This is a genomic window from Streptomyces sp. NPDC002853 (genome assembly GCF_053591915.1).
In genome coordinates, this window is record NZ_JBSFUS010000008.1 from 528,890 (window position 1) to 545,501 (window position 16,612).

Annotated in this window: 12 protein-coding genes; 7 read left to right on the plus strand and 5 right to left on the minus strand. The window is 71.1% G+C overall.

Annotated elements, in window-relative coordinates; translation table 11 throughout:
* Positions 1-4: 4 nt before the first annotated feature.
* From solA to ACWD02_RS24550, 4 genes are all read right to left on the minus strand, one after another.
* Positions 5-1,159, minus strand: coding sequence for an N-methyl-L-tryptophan oxidase (gene solA, locus ACWD02_RS24535; RefSeq protein WP_451214515.1), 1,155 nt, complete (start codon positions 1,157-1,159; stop codon positions 5-7).
* Positions 1,160-1,204: 45 nt separating this feature from the next.
* Entirely contained in the window at positions 1,205-3,646 is a 2,442-nt protein-coding gene (locus ACWD02_RS24540) for a GcvT family protein (protein WP_451214517.1), read from the minus strand.
* Positions 3,643-4,728 carry an S-(hydroxymethyl)mycothiol dehydrogenase gene (locus ACWD02_RS24545; protein ID WP_451214519.1) on the minus strand — a complete coding sequence of 362 codons (1,086 nt, stop codon included), beginning with the start codon at positions 4,726-4,728 and terminating at the stop codon, positions 3,643-3,645. Before ACWD02_RS24545 ends, ACWD02_RS24540 begins: the two co-directional genes overlap by 4 nt.
* 229 nt (positions 4,729-4,957) lie before the next feature.
* Positions 4,958-5,809 (minus strand): IclR family transcriptional regulator, encoded by an 852-nt coding sequence (locus ACWD02_RS24550; protein WP_451214521.1) that lies wholly within the window; start codon positions 5,807-5,809, stop codon positions 4,958-4,960.
* A gap of 189 nt (positions 5,810-5,998) precedes the next feature.
* On the opposite strand from ACWD02_RS24550, the gene ACWD02_RS24555 reads away from it, so the two are divergent.
* Together ACWD02_RS24555 and ACWD02_RS24560 are read left to right on the plus strand one after the other, a co-directional pair.
* Positions 5,999-6,319, plus strand: coding sequence for a bifunctional 3-phenylpropionate/cinnamic acid dioxygenase ferredoxin subunit (locus ACWD02_RS24555; RefSeq protein ID WP_363211107.1), 321 nt, complete (start codon positions 5,999-6,001; stop codon positions 6,317-6,319).
* Positions 6,316-7,473, plus strand: a complete 1,158-nt coding sequence (locus ACWD02_RS24560; RefSeq protein WP_451214523.1) for an NAD(P)/FAD-dependent oxidoreductase — start codon at positions 6,316-6,318, stop codon at positions 7,471-7,473. The genes ACWD02_RS24555 and ACWD02_RS24560 overlap by 4 nt, the downstream gene beginning before the upstream one ends.
* Positions 7,474-7,529: 56 nt before the next feature.
* Here the strand turns inward: ACWD02_RS24560 and ACWD02_RS24565 are convergent, their stop codons facing one another.
* Entirely contained in the window at positions 7,530-8,018 is a 489-nt protein-coding gene (locus tag ACWD02_RS24565; RefSeq protein WP_451214525.1) for a hypothetical protein, read from the minus strand.
* Between the two features lie 439 nt (positions 8,019-8,457).
* Between ACWD02_RS24565 and ACWD02_RS24570 the strand changes: the two genes are divergently transcribed.
* The 5 genes from ACWD02_RS24570 to ACWD02_RS24590 are packed head-to-tail and all read left to right on the plus strand — an operon-like array spanning position 8,458 to position 16,572.
* The gene (locus tag ACWD02_RS24570) at positions 8,458-11,436 is read left to right on the plus strand and encodes a nitrate- and nitrite sensing domain-containing protein (protein WP_451214527.1); all 2,979 of its coding nucleotides are present in this window, start codon (positions 8,458-8,460) and stop codon (positions 11,434-11,436) included.
* Positions 11,433-11,873: a roadblock/LC7 domain-containing protein gene (locus tag ACWD02_RS24575; RefSeq protein ID WP_363211111.1), complete on the plus strand. Its 441-nt coding sequence runs from the start codon at positions 11,433-11,435 to the stop codon at positions 11,871-11,873. Before ACWD02_RS24570 ends, ACWD02_RS24575 begins: the two co-directional genes overlap by 4 nt.
* 9 nt (positions 11,874-11,882) lie before the next feature.
* Positions 11,883-12,287: a DUF742 domain-containing protein gene (locus tag ACWD02_RS24580; RefSeq protein ID WP_363211112.1), complete on the plus strand. Its 405-nt coding sequence runs from the start codon at positions 11,883-11,885 to the stop codon at positions 12,285-12,287.
* A 24-nt stretch (positions 12,288-12,311) separates the two neighbouring features.
* A complete protein-coding gene (locus ACWD02_RS24585; RefSeq protein WP_451214530.1) occupies positions 12,312-15,986 on the plus strand; it encodes a hydantoinase B/oxoprolinase family protein in 3,675 nt (1,224 codons plus the stop codon).
* Positions 15,967-16,572 (plus strand): GTP-binding protein, encoded by a 606-nt coding sequence (locus ACWD02_RS24590; RefSeq protein WP_365821112.1) that lies wholly within the window; start codon positions 15,967-15,969, stop codon positions 16,570-16,572. Before ACWD02_RS24585 ends, ACWD02_RS24590 begins: the two co-directional genes overlap by 20 nt.
* The last annotated feature ends 40 nt before the right edge of the window (positions 16,573-16,612 follow it).

Sequence of the window (16,612 nt, forward strand, 5' to 3'; positions counted from 1 at the left end):
CTCCTCAAGCGGGCGCGGCGGCCAGGCGGCTGGGGTCGAAGAGCTCGATGGGGTGGTCGGTGGTGCCCCGCAACGCCAGATCGGCGACGATCTCGCCGACGACCGGCACGAACTTGAAGCCGTGCCCGGAGAACCCGGCGGCCACGGTGACCGACTCCGGGTGGGCCGGGTGGCGGGCGATGACGAAGTGTTCGTCGGGCGAGTTGGAGTACATGCAGGTCGCGGCCTTGAGGAACCGTCCGGGCAGGGAGGGGATGTGGCCCGCCATGTGCTCCGCCATCGCGGCGACCTCGTGCTCGTGGACCGTGCGCTCGATGTTCTCGGGAGTGCAGGGCGTGCCCTTGCGGAAGAAGGCGACCTTGGCGCCGAGGTCAGGTCCGTCGATGGCCGGGAAGCCGTAGACCTGCACGTCGTCCGCGTCCTCCCAGATGTAGATGGGGTGATTCTGCGGCAGGAAGGGCCGCACACCGCCCGTCGGCTGGAACCAGTACATGACCTGCCGCTCGATGGTGAACGGCACCCCGATGTCGGTCAGGAGCTGCGGTGCCCAGGCCCCCGGACAGATGACCAACTGCCCCGCGGTGTAGGTGTCTTCGGGGGTGTGCACGCGGACACCGCCCCCATACGGTTCCCAGCGTGTCATCGGCTCCTCGAAGTGCAGGTCGGCGCCCTGTTGGGTGGCGAGCTGCAGATGGGCGGCGACGGTGTTCTCGGGGCGGACCAGCCCGGCCCGGGACTCGTACAGGGCGACCTCGTCGTCGCGGGGAGCGAGCGTCGGGAAACGGCGGCGTATCTCGCCGGCGTCGAGCATCTCGTGGGGCAGGTCCCACTGCCGGGCGGAGAGCAGCGAACCGGAGACGGTGCGGCTCTCGGGGCGCCCGATCATCACGCCGCCGCACAGGGTGGCTATCTCGCGGCCGGTGTCGCGTTCGAGGCGCGCGTACAGCTCGTACGAGCGAAGGAGCAGCGGTACGTACGCGGGGTCCTCGAAGTAGGACTGCCGGGTGATGCGTGAACCGCCGTGGCTGGATCCGCGGTTGTGGACGGGACCGAACTTCTCCAGGCCGAGGACGCGGGCGCCGCGTGCGGACAGATGGTCGGCGGCGGCGCTGCCCATGCCGCCGAGGCCGATCACGATCACGTCATAGGTGGGGGACACAGAGCTTCCTCCAGAACAGCCGATGGGTCTGTGGCAGTGGGGCCGCTACCGGCGGATGCGGGTCATCTTCGGGTCGAACAGCGGTTCTTCGGCGACCGTCGCGGGCACCTTCTCGCCGAAGTACTCGACGTGCACGCCCGTGCCCGCCTCCAGCGGCGGCAGCCACGCGTAGGCGACGCACCGGCCCAGCGTGTAGCCGTACGAGGCGCTGGTGACGTACCCGGCCGGTGTCCCGTCGACGTGCACCGGCTCCTTGCCGAGGACCACCGCGGCCGGATCGTCGAGCAGGAGCGCGGTCAGCTTGCGCGCGGGGGCACCGAGTTGTTCGAGTGCGGTCCGGCCCACGAAATCACCGCGGTCCATGCGCACGGCGAACCCGACACCCGCCTCGTACGGATTGTGTTCGGTGGTCATGTCATGGCCCCAGGCGCGATAACCCTTCTCCAGACGCAGGCTGTTGAACGCCGACCGTCCGGCAGCGATCACACCGTGCTGCTGCCCCGCCTCCCAGAGGGTGTCCCAGAGGCGGAGCCCGGTGTCGGCGCTCGTGTAGAGCTCCCAGCCCAGCTCACCGACGTACGACAGACGCATCGCCGTCACCGGGACATGCCCGATGTACGTCTCCTTGGCCCGGAAATAGCCGAACGCCTCGTGCGAGAAGTCGTCCCGGGTGAGGGGCTGGACGAGGTCACGCGCGAGCGGGCCCCAGACGCCGACGCAGCAGGTGCCCGAGGTGATGTCCCGCAGGTGGACGTCGTCGGGGGCATGGCGCAGGAGCCAGTCGAGATCGGCCGGACTGTTGGCGCCGACCTGGAAGCGGTCCGGGGCGAGCCGGGCCACCGTGAGGTCGGAGCGGATTCCGCCCGCCTCGTCCAGGAGGAGGGTGTACGTCACCGCGCCGGGCTTCTTGGCCAGGTTGTTCGAGGTCATGCGCTGCAGGAAGGCGAGCGCACCGCGGCCCGAGACCTCCAGGCGGCGCAGCGGGGTCATGTCGTAGAGGGCGACCTTCTCGCGGGTCGCCTTCGCCTCCGCGGCCGCGATCGGCGACCAGTGCCGGGCCGACCAGGCGTCGCGCTCGGGCACCTCGACGCCCGCGAGGAGCGGGGCGTTCGCCTCGTACCAGTGCGGGCGCTCCCAGCCGCCGCCCTCCAGGAAGACGGCGCCCAGCTCCTGCTGCCGGGCGTGGAAGGGGCTCACCCGCAGCGGCCGGGGCCGGTCCATGGGCTGCAGCGGGTGCAGGACGTCGTAGACCTCGACGAACTGCTGGGCGCCGCGGTCGGCGATGTACGCGGGGGAGCGCTGGGCGTCCTCGAAGCGGGTGAGGTCGCAGTCGTGTACGTCGACGGAGGGCCGCCCGTCGATCATCCACTCGGCGACCGCCTTGGCCACGCCCGCGGAGTGCGTCACCCACACCGCCTCGGCCAGCCAGAAACCGCGCAGCGCACGGGACTCACCGAGGACGGGCATCCCGTCCGGGGTGAAGGAGAAGACGCCGTTGAAGCCCTCCGCGACCTCGGTACCGCGCAGGGCAGGCAGCAGCCATCCGCAGTCCTCCCAGCTCGGCGCGAAATCCTCCTCGGTGAAGGGGTACGAGGACGGCATGTCCGCCGCGTCGTCGTACGCCGGGACGGCGAAGGCGTCCACGGGCAGGGGCCGGTGGGCGTAGGAGCCGATGCCGATGCGGTCGGTGTGCTCACGGAAGTACAGGTCGCGGTCCTGGAAGCGGAGGATCGGCTTCGACGCCTCCGTGCGCAGGTTGTTGACGCCCGCGAGCTCGGGGAGGGGAGCGGTCTTCGCGTACTGGTGGGCGAGCGGCAGGAGGGGTATGTCGACGCCGGCCATGCGCCCGATGACCGGCCCCCAGAAACCCGCCGCCGACACGACGTGATCGGCGGGGAAGGTCCCCTGGTCGGTGACGACGGCGGTGACGCGTCCTGCCTCCTGTTCCACGCCGGTCACGGTGTGCCGGTCGAGGAAACACGCGCCACGCGCGCGTGCCCGCTCGATCTGCGCGTGGCAGGCGAGCACGGCACGGGCGAGCCCGTCGTCAGGGGTGTGCAGTCCGCCGATGACCTTGCTCTCGTCGATGAGCGGCCACATCTCCTTGCACCGGGCCGGACCGACCAGTTGCGCGCGGATGCCCCAGGAGGCGGCGTATCCGGCCTTGCGGTGCAGGTCGGCCCAGCGCTCGGGCGTGGTGGCGAGCTCCAGGCCGCCGACCGGGTTGAAGCAGGGCAGACCGTCCACCTCAAGGGCCCCGAACTTCTCGACCGTGTACGTCGCGAAGGCGGTCAGGGTCTTGGACGGACCTGTCTGGAAGACGAGTCCGGGGGCGTGCGAGGTGGAGCCGCCGGGGGCGGGCAGCGGGCCCTGTTCGAGGACCGTGACGTCGGTCCAGCCGCGGGCGGTCAGTTCGTCGGCGAGTGAGCACCCGACGATGCCCGCGCCGATGACGACGACGCGAGGGGGCGAGGAACGGCCGCTCACAGGACCACCACCGAACGCAGCACCTCACCGCGGTGCATCCTGCCGAACGCCTCCTCGACCTGGTCGAGCGTGATGGTCTCCGAGACGAAGCCGCCGAGGTCGAGGCGGCGGCTGAGGTACTGGTCGACGAGGATCGGGAAGTCCCGGGTCGGCAGACAGTCGCCGTACCACGAGGACTTGAGGGCGCCGCCGCGCGAGAAGAGATCGATCAGCGGAAGATCGATCCGCATCTCCGGATCGGGCACCCCGACCTGCACAAGGACGCCCGCGTGATCGCGCATGTAGAAGGCCTGTTTGTACGTCGACGGGGTGCCGACCGCGTCGATCGCGACGTCGACCCCGAAACCGCCGGTGAGTTCGCGGACGGCCTCGACCGGGTCCGTGCCACGGGAGTTGACGGTGTGCGTGGCGCCGAACCGGGTCGCCCCGTCGAGCTTGGCCTCGTCGATGTCGACGGCGATGACGCGGCGCGCCCCCGCCAGCGAGGCACCGGCTATCGCGGCGTTGCCGACACCGCCGCAGCCGATGACGGCCACGGTGTCGCCGCGGCCCACCTGGCCGGTGTTCACGGCGGCGCCGTAACCCGCCATCACCCCGCAGCCGATGAGCCCGGCGGCCTCGGGGCGGGCCGCCGGGTCGACCTTCACCGCCTGCCCGGCGGCGACCAGGGTCTTCTCGGCGAAGGCGCCGATGCCCAGGGCGGGGCTCAGGGGAGTGCCGTCCAGGAGGGTCATGGGGTGGGCGGCGTTGCGTGAGTCGAAGCAGTACCAGGGACGGCCGCGCAGGCAGGAGCGGCAGGCTCCGCAGGGTGCCCGCCAGGCGAGCACCACATAGTCGCCGGGCGCCAGATCCGTGACGTCGGCACCGATCGCCTCGATGGTGCCTGCCGCCTCGTGGCCGAGCAGGAACGGGAAGTCGTCGTTGATCGCGCCTTCCCGGTAGTGCAGATCCGTGTGGCAGACGCCGCAGGCCTGCACGGAGACAAGTACCTCTCCCGGTCCGGGATCTGGCACGACGATCGTCTGCACCTCGACGGGTGCGCCCTTCTTCATGGCGACGACGGCACGGACCTCGTGTGGCACGACCCAACTCCTCTGCTGTTGCGCACTGCACGACGGGTTGCGCTATGAGAGACATAGTGGGAACGCCATCAAGAGGCCGTCAAGGGGTGGGAGTTAACCCTTGGCAAATCAGCTGCGCACAGCGAAACGCCGCCGGACACAGCGCGAGGGCGGAACCGGATACGCCGGTTCCGCCCTCGTTCTTGGCCCTGGTCCTCCGCCCGTACTCGCGGGCTGTCGGGTCAGTCGCTCAGAAGCCGTAGCCCATCCGCCGCGACAGCTCCACGGCCGCGGCGACCGTGCGCTTGGCGAGCTCGGTCAGGCGGTCCTCGGTCAGGCGGTACACGGGCCCGGACGCGCTGAGCGCCCCGATCACCTTGCCGTCGTGCGCGCGCACCGGCGCGGCGACGGCCGCCAGGCCCACCTCCAGCTCCTCCACGGCGACGGCGAACCCCTGGTCGACGACGGCCTCCAACTCGCCGCGCAGCGCCACCGTCCCGGTCACCGTGTGCTCGGTCAGACGCGGCAGCGTCCGCGCGATCAGCCCCTCGCGCAGCGTCGTCGGCAGATGGGCGAGGAGGATCTTGCCGCTGGAGGTGGCGTGCAGCGGCGTGCGCCTGCCCAGCCAGTTCTGCGCGGTCACGGACGCGGGACCACGGGCCTGCATGATGTTGACCGCGGCGTCGTCGTCCAGGATCGCGATGTTGACCGTCTCGCCCAATTCGTCGGCGAGGTCGCGGCAGACCGGGCCGCCCTCCTGGGAGATGTCCAGACGCACTGCCGCCGCCCCCGCGAGACGGAGTACACCGGCCCCGAGGAAGTACTTCCCGCGGTCCTTGGCCTGGCCCACGAGGCCACGGTTCTCCAGGACGCCGAGCAGCCGGAAGGCCGTCGACTTGTGCACCCCCAACTCGTCGGCGATCTCCGTGACCCCGGCCTCGCCGAGCCGGGCGAGTATCTCCAGAACGCTGACAGCGCGGTCCACGGACTGGACGGACGCCGGCGCGGCTTTCGGCTGTTTCTCGCGGGACCCGGGCCGGTTCTCGGGGAGCTCCTCGTGCGGCTCCTCGTTCTGATCAGGCTGTTTCCGCGTGCCGGTCATATCTCAACTCTCACCACCTCGCGGCCCGTTGAAGCCGCATCTGCGGGAAGCCCTTGACGCGGTGGGCTTCCCGGCCGGAGTCTGTTGCGCATAGCGCTCCCTCGTGCGCCATGCGAAACATCATGTTACCGAAGGGTCCTGGGCCGAGAAGGTGTCCGGACCGGCCGAGAGAGATCAAGAGGGGGGCCCATGATTCCCGTCTGCCGCCTAGAAGACCTCCCCGCGGGCGAATCCGTCCGTGTCGACACCACACCTCCCGTCGCGGTGTTCAACGCCGACGGCGAGATCTACGCCATCGACGACACCTGCAGCCACCAGGACGCCTCCCTTTCCGAGGGATGGCTCGAGGGCTGCCTGGTCGAATGCCCGCTCCATGCCGCCTCGTTCGATCTCCGCACCGGCCGGCCGACCTGTCTGCCGGCCCGCCGCGCCGTGCGCACCCACCGGGTGAGCGTCGACGACGGCACGATCCATGTCCACCTCGTGGCCGAGGAGGGTTCCGCCGCATGAGAACCATCACCGTGGTGGGCGCCTCGCTCGCCGGGCTCTACGCGGCGCGCGAGCTGCGCGCCCAGGGATACGACGGACGGCTCGTGATCATCGGCGACGAGCCGCATCAACCGTACGACAGGCCGCCGCTCTCCAAGGACTTCCTCGTCGGGCGGGCCGACGAGGCCCAACTCGCGCTGACCGACGCCGAGGAGGCCGACGAACTCGCCGCCGAGTGGCTGCTCGGGGTGCGCGCCCGCGGCCTTGATCCACGCGGCCGCACCGTGCTCCTGGAGGACGGCAGGACCATCACGGGCGACGGGGTGATCATCGCGACCGGCGCCTCCGCGCGTCGGCTGCCGGGGCCCTCCCTGTCGGGGGTGCACACTCTGCGCACCCTGGACGACGCCCGCGCGTTGCGCAGGGAGCTGACCGCGGGCCCGCGGCGGGTCGTCGTGATCGGCGGCGGTTTCATCGGCGCGGAGACCGCGTCCTCGTGCGTGGCGCTCGGGCACGAGGTGACGGTCGTCGAGGCGGCCCCGCTGCCGCTTCTGGCGCAACTGGGCGCGGACATGGCGGCTTTCTGTGCCGGGCTGCACGCGCGTGGGGGAGCGGAGCTCGTGACGGGCACCGGTGTCGCCGCGCTGCACGGCGAGAAGGCCGTACGCGCGGTGGAGTTGACCGACGGCCGTCTGCTGCCCGCCGATGTGGTCGTCGTGGGCATCGGGGCCGTCCCCAACACCGGCTGGCTCGCGGGCTCGACCGTCGCCGTGGGCGACGGAGTGCTCTGCGACGACGGCTGCGTCACCGGGCTGCCGCACGTCGTCGCGGTGGGCGATGTGGCCCGCGTGGGCGGCACGCGAGCCGAGCACTGGACGAGCGCCACGGAGCAACCCCGTGTCGCCGTACGCAATCTGCTGGCCGGGCACACGGCCGAGACCGTGCGTCCGCTGCCGTACTTCTGGTCCGATCAGTACGGCTCCCGCATCCAGTTCGCCGGGCGGCGGCGCGCCGACGACGCCGTGCGCCTCCTCGAAGGGGCGCCGGAGGAGGGCAGTTTCCTCGCCGCGTACGAGCGGGAGGGGCACACCACCGCGGTCCTCGCGGTGGACCGGCCGCGCCCGTTCATGCGCATGCGACGCGGTCTGCTCGCGGAGTCGCCCGTCGCGGCCTAGGAAGCCCCGGACGCGGGCTGAGAAGCCCCCAGTGCGGGTTGGGCGGCCGGCGCGGCCTAGGAGTGCGACAACTGCCCTGCTCCGCCGCGCCTGCGTATGCGATCGTCGCCGCGTGCCGCCGTCCTGGCCTGTCGGCGGGCCCGGCGCCGCTCGCGCCGCAGCTGACGTGCCGTGCTGCTGGGCACCGACACCACGCCGTTGCGCTGGTTCCACACCTGGCGGGTCACCCACACGTCCAGGACACCCCAGGTGGCGACGACGGTGCTGGCCACGCTGCTGAGCACCATCGGAAAGGACAGCCAGGATCCGGCCATCGTGCACAGGAACGCCGTCATCGCCTGCATGAGGGTCAGCGCCACTATGATCACGGCCCGCACCGCGGCCGTACGCACCGGATCGGGCAGGCGGCGTCTGCGCGCCGGTTCCTCGACCCACAACTCCCTGCGGTCCTCGCCGGACTGCTGCCCTGGCGCCTCGTGCTGATCCCCGCGCCCGGATGCCTCGTGCTCGTCCCCGGTCGTCCTCTGGCGCTCTGCAGTGGCCATCAAACTCGTCACTCCCCCGATGCTCTCGGGCCGTTCGCTGAGATGTCGGCGGACCCGACTCTCCACTGGCTGCCCGGTATACGCAGCTTTACGCCGCCTGATGGCGGCATGCGCTCCCCTGGCGCCGCTGTCCCCGATTCCCCTACTCAAGGACGAACGAGAAGTCCGGAAGATTCCCGCCGGTTCAAAAAAGCGAAGAGTTCCGGCCAACTGGGTTGATCGGCAAGGGTGACTGTGCCGAGTGGCATGTGCCACACGCGGGATGCAATCTCCCGAATTGGAGGGACAACTGGGGACGTCCCTTTTGCGTCACGGCCGAAATCCGTCCGGACGTGCCTTCGAGTTACTCCTGCGTCAGTAGTAGGCTCACGCCGTTTGTTGACGCACATGTGTGCCCCTGGCCATAGCGCGGCCGCAGGGGGTCGATCTGGGGGAGGCCATGCGCTTTCGCGGGAAGTCCATCCGCCGGAAGATCGTGGCATTGCTGCTGGTGCCGCTCATTTCTCTGACCGCGATGTGGGGGTTCGCCACTTACCTCACCGGTCAGTCGGCCAAGGACCTCATCGACGTCTCCAATGTCGTCGACAAGATCGGCTACCCGATCGAGGACGCCGCCCGGGTCGTCCAGCAGGAACGTCGCCAGACCCTCGTCTATCTCGCCGACCCCCGTGCATCGGACGCGCTCGCCGCGCTGCGCCGCAGCCAGACGGCCACCGACGAGATGATCACCAAGGTCGTCGACAACGCCGGACACAAGGACGTGCGGGACGAGGTCACCGGACAGTCGGCTGACCGGCTCGCGTCGCTCCTCGACTCCTTCGAGGGCATCGATTCGCTGCGGCGCACCGTCGAGGAAGGCACGATCACCCGCGCCGGCGCGCTGAAGATGTACACGAAGCTGATCGACCCCTGCTACGGCTTCCTGATGACCCTGCACGGGCTCGACGACGTGAAGATGGACCAGCAGGGCCGGGCCCTCGTCGGGGTGGCAAGCGCGCGTGAACTGCTGTCCCGCGAGGACGCGCTGCTCGGTTCCGCACTGGTCGCGCGCAGGCTCACCAAGGCCGAGATCCGCGAGATCTCCGACCTCAGGGCCCAGCGCACGCTGCTGTACGAGGTCAACCTCGCCCAGCTCCCCGAGGACGAGCGCGCGGGCTACGAGCGGTACTGGAACGGCGCCGAGACGACCCAGCTCAGGTCGGCCGAGAAGGCCGTCATCGAATCCTCGCCCGGCACCCCGCGCGCCGTCACCTCCGCGCGCTGGGACGCCGCTTCGGGCAAGGCGCTGAAGGATCTCGCCGAGCGCGACAAGGCGGCGGGCGACCGCTTCCAGGAGCGCGTCGAGCCGGTGGCGGTCGGCGTGATCGTGCGTGTCGTCGTCGCCGGCGTGTTCGGTCTGCTGGCCCTCCTGTTCTCGGTCTTCATGTCCGTGCGCATCGGCAGCAGCCTCATCCGTGACCTGCGCCGACTGCGCCTGGAGGCCCACGAGGCCTCCGGCGTCCGGCTGCCCGGCGTGCTGCGCCGCCTGGCGGCGGGCGAACAGGTCGACGTGGAGACCGAGGCACCGCGCCTGACGTACGAGAAGGACGAGGTCGGCCAGGTCGGCCAGGCCCTCAACACCCTGCAGCGCGCGGCGGTCGAGGCCACCGTCAAACAGGCCGACCTGCGCCGCGGCGTCTCCGAGGTCTTCGTCAACCTCGCCCGACGCAGCCAGGTGCTCCTGCACAAGCAGCTCACCCTGCTCGACACCATGGAGCGCAGGACCGAGGACACCGACGAACTCGCCGACCTCTTCCGCCTCGACCACCTCACCACGCGCATGCGACGGCACGCCGAGGGCCTCGTGATCCTCTCCGGCGCCGCCCCGTCCCGGCAGTGGCGCAAGCCCGTCCAGCTCATGGACGTCGTACGCGCGGCCGTCGCCGAGGTCGAGGACTACGAACGCATCGAGGTACGCCGTCTGCCAAGGATCGCCGTCACCGGGCCCGCGGTCGCCGACCTCACCCACCTGATGGCCGAACTCCTGGAGAACGCCACGGTGTTCTCGCCCCCGCACACCGCGGTGCAGGTCCTCGGGGAGCACGTGGCGAACGGCTTCACCCTGGAGATCCACGACCGGGGCCTCGGCATGGCGGCCGACGCGCTCCTCGACGCCAACCTGCGCCTCGCCGAGACACCGGAGTTCGAGCTCTCCGACACCGACCGGCTCGGCCTCTTCGTGGTCAGCCGCCTCGCCCAGCGCCAGCGCGTACGCGTGTCCCTGCAGCCCTCTCCGTACGGCGGGACCACCGCCGTCGTGTTCATCCCGGAGACGCTGCTCACCGACGACGTGCCGGACACGAACGGCGTCGGGTTCCGACTCGACCGGCCGCAGCCCAAGGACGCCCTGGGCCGCGACGTGGCGGGTGACAAGCAGGCGGCGCTCGGCCAGGTGCCCGTACAGCTGCCGGGGCTGCCCGCGTCCGTCCTCGACGGCCCCGTCGAGCTGGAGGCGCCGGTCGGCATGGCGGGCCTCGACCCCTTCCCGGGCGCGCTCGGCGACTTGGAGGACGCCGACAGCGAGCGCGGCGGTCTCTTCCGCCCGCGCCGCCGCGCGGCCGGGGTCCAGGGCGACGAACAGCACCAACAGGCGCGCGACGAGCGGGAGACGGGCGAACGCGAGCCCACCCGCCCCGGCGACCTGCCCGCACGAGGCAGCGGCGGCAACGGCTTCGGCGCCCCCGACGACGACACGGACGGGGGCCCGGGAGACCCCGTACAGCTGCCCCGCCGCAGAACCCCGAAGCTGGTCTCCTCCCACGGCCGCCCCGTGACGCACAACAGGCCCCGCGGCGCGACGGAGAGCGACGAAGCGGCACCGGAGCGCCCCGAGCGCCCCGAACGCACGCAGGCCCCCGTGGGACGGCCCCAGGGCGGTGCGGTGGACCGGGACCGCGGCATCCGTCCCGCGGCCGAGCCCATCGACCTGCCGCGCCGTCCCGAGCCGCAGTCCGCCTGGCCCGACCTCTCCCCGCCGCACCGCGACGTCACCGCGGCCGACGCCCCGCCGGACCTCCCGAGGCGCAGCCGCCGCACGGAGTCCCCGCGTACCGAGTCCCCGCGCACGGAGACCCCGATCGCGGAGGCCGAGTCCCGCGCCGGTCAGGCACCGGCACCCACCACCGCACCCGGCGGACTGCCCCGGCGTGTGCGTCAGGCCAACCTCGCCCCACAATTGAAGGACGGACCGGACCACCGCACGGAACGCGGCCCGGCCCCGGCCACGACCAGGCCGGAGGAGCGCGACGCCGACGAGGTACGCAGCCGAATGGCTTCGCTCCAGCGTGGCTGGCAGCGTGGCCGTGAAGAGAACGCCGCGGGCGAAGACGCCTTTGACGGCACAGCACCAGGAACGACATCTGAGGGGGACGGTCGATGACCGCACCGAAGGCCGACGCACGCATCGCCAATCCCGGGGCGGCGAGGGAGCTGAACTGGCTCCTCGACGACCTGGTGCAGCGGGTCGCCAGCATCCGCAAGGCGCTCGTGCTCTCCGGCGACGGCCTGCCCACCGGCGTATCGCAGGACTTGACCAGGGAGGACAGCGAGCACCTCGCTGCTGTCGCCTCCGGCTTCCACAGCCTCGCCAAGGGCGTAGGACGCCACTTCGAGGCGGGCCGGGTACGCCAGACCGTGGTCGAACTCGACGACGCGTTCCTCTTCGTCACGGCCGCGGGTGACGGCAGCTGCCTCGCCGTCCTCGCGGACGCGGACTCCGACGTAGGTCTGGTGGCGTACGAGATGACGCTGCTGGTCAAGAGGGTGGGTGTGCATCTGGGTACGGCGCCGCGCACCGACCTGCCCACGGGAGGGTAGCGGGAGGGTATGAGCGAAGACGGCACAGGGACACAGGGGACGCCTCGCTGGTTCGACGACGACGCCGGGCCCGTGGTGCGGCCGTACGCGATGACGCGCGGCCGGACCACGAGTCCGGCCCAGCATCGCCTCGATCTGATCGCGGTCGTCATCGCGGAGGCCCGTGCCGGTGACCCGGAGGCGGACCGGCGGCTGTCTCCGGAGCACGTGGACATCGTCGGGCTCTGCCGTGACAGCCCCCAGTCGGTCGCCGAACTGGCGGCCGAACTGGACCTTCCCATCGGCGTGATCCGCGTTCTCATCGGCGATCTCGTCGATGACGAACTGGTGCACGTGACACGTCCCGTACCCCCGGCGGAACTGCCGGACGAGAGTATTCTGCGCGACGTGATCAACGGCCTCCGGGCGCTCTGAACAGCGCGGAAGCGGGAGTGGGACGTGACTGGCTGGCAGTTCTGGGTCGACAGGGGCGGCACCTTCACGGACATCGTCGCGCGGCGCCCCGACGGGCGGCTGCTCACGCACAAACTCCTGTCGGACAACCCGTCCCGCTATGCCGACGCGGCCGTCGCAGGCATCCGTGAATTACTGGACTCCGCTACCGACGCCTCCGATGCGTCCGAAGCCGCCGACGCGTCCGACACCTCCGACGGCCCGGCGGACGTTCGCATCGACGCCGTCCGGATGGGCACCACCGTCGCCACCAACGCCCTCCTGGAGCGCAAGGGTGAACCCACCGCCCTGGTGATCACCCGCGGCTTCGGCGACTCCCTGCGCATCGCCTACCAGAACCGCCCCCACATCTTCGCCCGCGAGATCGTCCTCCCGGAGCTGCCGTACGACCGTGTCATCGAGGCCGACGAGCGGGTCACCGCCGAGGGAGAGGTCCTGCGGGCACCCGACCTGGAGCAGCTCGCCGGGCCACTGCGCCAGGCTCATGCGGACGGCATCCGGGCCGTCGCGGTGGTCTGCATGCACAGCCACCTGTACCCCGCCCACGAGAGGGCCATCGCCGAACTGGCCGTCCGCACGGGATTCGCCCAGGTCTCACTCTCCAGTGAGGTCAGCCCGCTGATGAAGCTGGTCCCGCGCGGTGACACGGCCGTCGTCGACGCCTATCTGTCGCCCGTCCTGGACCGCTACGTCCAGCACGTGGCCGACGAACTCGACGGCGTACGGCTGATGTTCATGCAGTCGAACGGCGGCCTCACCGAAGCGGGTCAGTTCCGCGGCAAGGACGCGATCCTGTCCGGGCCCGCGGGCGGCATCGCCGGCATGGCCCGGATGTCGCAGCGCGCGGGCTTCGACCGCGTCATCGGCTTCGACATGGGCGGCACGTCCACGGACGTGTCGCACTACGCAGGCGAGTACGAGCGGGTCTTCACCACACAGATCGCGGGCGTACGACTGCGCGCGCCGATGCTCGACATCCACACCGTCGCGGCGGGCGGCGGCTCCGTGCTGCACTTCGACGGCAGCCGCTATCGCGTGGGCCCCGACTCGGCGGGCGCGGCTCCGGGCCCGGCGAGCTACCGGGGCGGCGGGCCGCTCACCGTCACCGACGCCAACATCGCCCTCGGGCGCGTCCAGCCCGCCCACTTCCCGACGGTGTTCGGTCCGCACGGCGACCAGCCGCTCGACGAGGCGCTCGTGCGCGACCGCTTCACCGCGCTGGCGCGCGACATCAGGGAACACACCGGCGACGACCGCACCCCGGAGCAGGTCGCCGAGGGATACCTGCAGATCGCCGTCGCCAACATCGCGGCCGCCGTCAAGCGCATCTCGGTCCAGAAGGGCCACGACATCACCCGCTACGCCCTGACGACCTTCGGGGGCGCGGGCGGCCAGCACGCCTGCATGGTCGCCGACTCGCTGGGCATCCGCACCGTCCTCGTACCCCCCATGGCGGGAGTGCTCTCCGCGCTCGGCATCGGACTCGCCGACACCACCGCGATGCGTGAGCAGTCCGTGGAGGCCCGCCTCGAACCGTCGGCGATGTCGCGCGTCCTGAAGACCGCCGACGACCTGGAGGAAGCGGCCCGCGCCGAACTCCGCGCCGAGGACGTGCCCGAGGACCGCATCCGCGTCACCCGCCGCGCCCAACTGCGATACGACGGCACCGACACCACCCTCACCGTGGAGCTCACCGAGCCGGACAGCATGATCCGTGTCTTCGAGGAACGCCACCGCACCACCTACTCCTTCACCCTGGACCGCCCCGTCGTCGTCGAGGCGCTCTCCGTGGAGGCCACCGGCCTGACCGAGCAGCCCGACCTCTCCGTGCTCGCCGGTGACGCGCGCCGGGGCGCCGCGCGGACCGTCAGCCTGCACACGGGCGGCACCTGGCGCGACGTGCCCCTTCACCGGCGCGAGGAACTGCCGTCGGGCGAGGCCGTCGTCGGACCCGCGATCATCACCGAGGCCGGCTCGACGACGGTCGTGGACGACGGCTGGCAGGCGGCCATGTCACGCGAGGGACACCTGGTCATGGAACGTGTGGCGGTGCCCGAGGGTTCCGCCGCGAGCACCGAGGCCGACCCCGTCCTCCTCGAAGTCTTCAACAACCTCTTCATGTCGATCGCCGAACAGATGGGCGCCCGCCTGGAGTCCACGGCACAGTCGGTCAACATCAAGGAGCGGCTCGACTTCTCCTGCGCGCTCTTCGACCCGGACGGCAACCTGGTCGCCAACGCCCCGCACATCCCGGTCCACCTGGGCTCGATGGGCACCAGCGTGAAGGAGGTGATCCAGCGCCGGGGAAGCAACATGCGCCCCGGGGACACCTACGCGGTCAACGACCCCTATCACGGCGGAACCCACCTCCCGGACGTCACCGTCATCACGCCCGTCTTCGACACCCCGGGGGAGCGGGTCCTCTTCTACGTGGCCTCGCGCGGACACCACGCGGAGATCGGAGGCATCGCCCCCGGTTCCATGCCGGCCAACAGCCGCACCATCGAGGAGGAGGGCATCCTCTTCGACAACTGGCTGCTCGTGGAGGGCGGCCGCCTCCGCGAGGCCGAGACCCTGAGCCTGCTCACCGACGCCCCGTATCCCTCCCGCAACCCGGCCACCAACCTCGCCGACCTGCGCGCCCAGATCGCCGCCAACCAGAAGGGCGTCGACGAGGTCGGCCGCATGATCGAGAACTTCGGGCTCGATGTCGTCCAGGCGTACATGCGGCACGTCCAGGACAACGCCGAAGAAGCGGTGCGCCGTGTCATCGACGCACTGGAAGAGGGCGAGTTCGCATATCCAACCGACTCGGGGGCCGTCATCCAGGTCCGCGTATCGGTCGATCGCGAAGCCCGCTCGGCGACCATCGACTTCACGGGTACTTCCCCTCAGCTCGCCACGAACTTCAACGCGCCCTTCGCGGTGGTCAACGCCGCGGTCCTGTACGTCTTCCGCACCCTGGTGGCCGAGGACATCCCGCTCAACGACGGTTGTCTGCGCCCCCTGCGCATCATCGTGCCGCCGGGCTCCTTGCTGGCACCCGAGCCACCGGCGGCCGTCGTCGCGGGCAACGTCGAGACCTCCCAGGCGATCACCGGCGCCCTCTACGGAGCGCTGGGCGTCCAGGCCGAGGGCTCCGGCACCATGAACAACGTCACCTTCGGGAACGACCGCCACCAGTACTACGAGACGGTGGCCTCGGGATCCGGGGCGGGCAACGGCTTCGACGGGGCGTCCGTCGTCCAGACCCACATGACCAACTCCCGGCTCACCGACCCCGAAGTCCTCGAGTGGCGCCTGCCGGTGCTCCTGGAGGAGTTCGCCGTACGCCGGGGGAGCGGCGGCACCGGCAGGTGGCACGGCGGGGACGGAGCCGTGCGCCGCATCCGCTTCCGCGAACCGATGACGGTCTCCACGCTCTCGCAGCACCGCAGGGTGGCGCCGTACGGCATGGCGGGCGGCAGCCCCGGAGCGCTAGGCACAGGCCGTGTGGAGCGTGCCGACGGAGGCGTCCAGGAGCTGGCCGGCAGCGACTTCGCGGACGCCGGCCCCGGCGACGTACTCGTGATCGAAACCCCAGGCGGCGGCGGATACGGACCGGCCCCGCGCGACACCACTGATCCAGGAGAAGCGAGCGATGATCTTCAAGCGTGCTGAGCGCGGCAAGGCCCCCGTCGAGCCGGTGACGCTGAAGATCCTGGTGGCGGGCGGCTTCGGCGTCGGCAAGACGACCCTCGTCGGCGCCGTCAGCGAGATCAAACCGCTGCGCACCGAGGAGCTGCTCAGCGAGGCGGGGCGCCCGGTCGACGACACCAGCGGTGTCTCGGACAAGCACACCACCACCGTCGCCATGGACTTCGGGCGCATCACGCTCCGCGAGGACCTGGTGCTCTACGTCTTCGGCACCCCGGGCCAGGACCGCTTCTGGTTCCTCTGGGACGAGCTGGCCACCGGGGCGCTGGGTGCCGTGGTCCTCGCGGACACCCGCCGCCTGGAGGACTGCTTCGCGGCCGTCGACTACTTCGAGCGCCGCTCCATACCCTTCGTCGTGGGCGTCAACTGCTTCGAGGGCGCGTCGCGCTACCCCGCCGAGGCCGTGCGGCAGGCGCTCGACCTCGACCCCGGTGTTCCCGTGCTGATGTGCGACGCGCGCGAGCGGCAGTCCGTCAAGGAGGTCCTCATCGGAGTGGTCCAGCACGCGATGGCGGTCGCCGCCGCGGCCCGGGAGCCCGCGACGACCTGAGCAGGTAAGCGAGTGAACAGCCGCGGCCCGTACCCCCGCC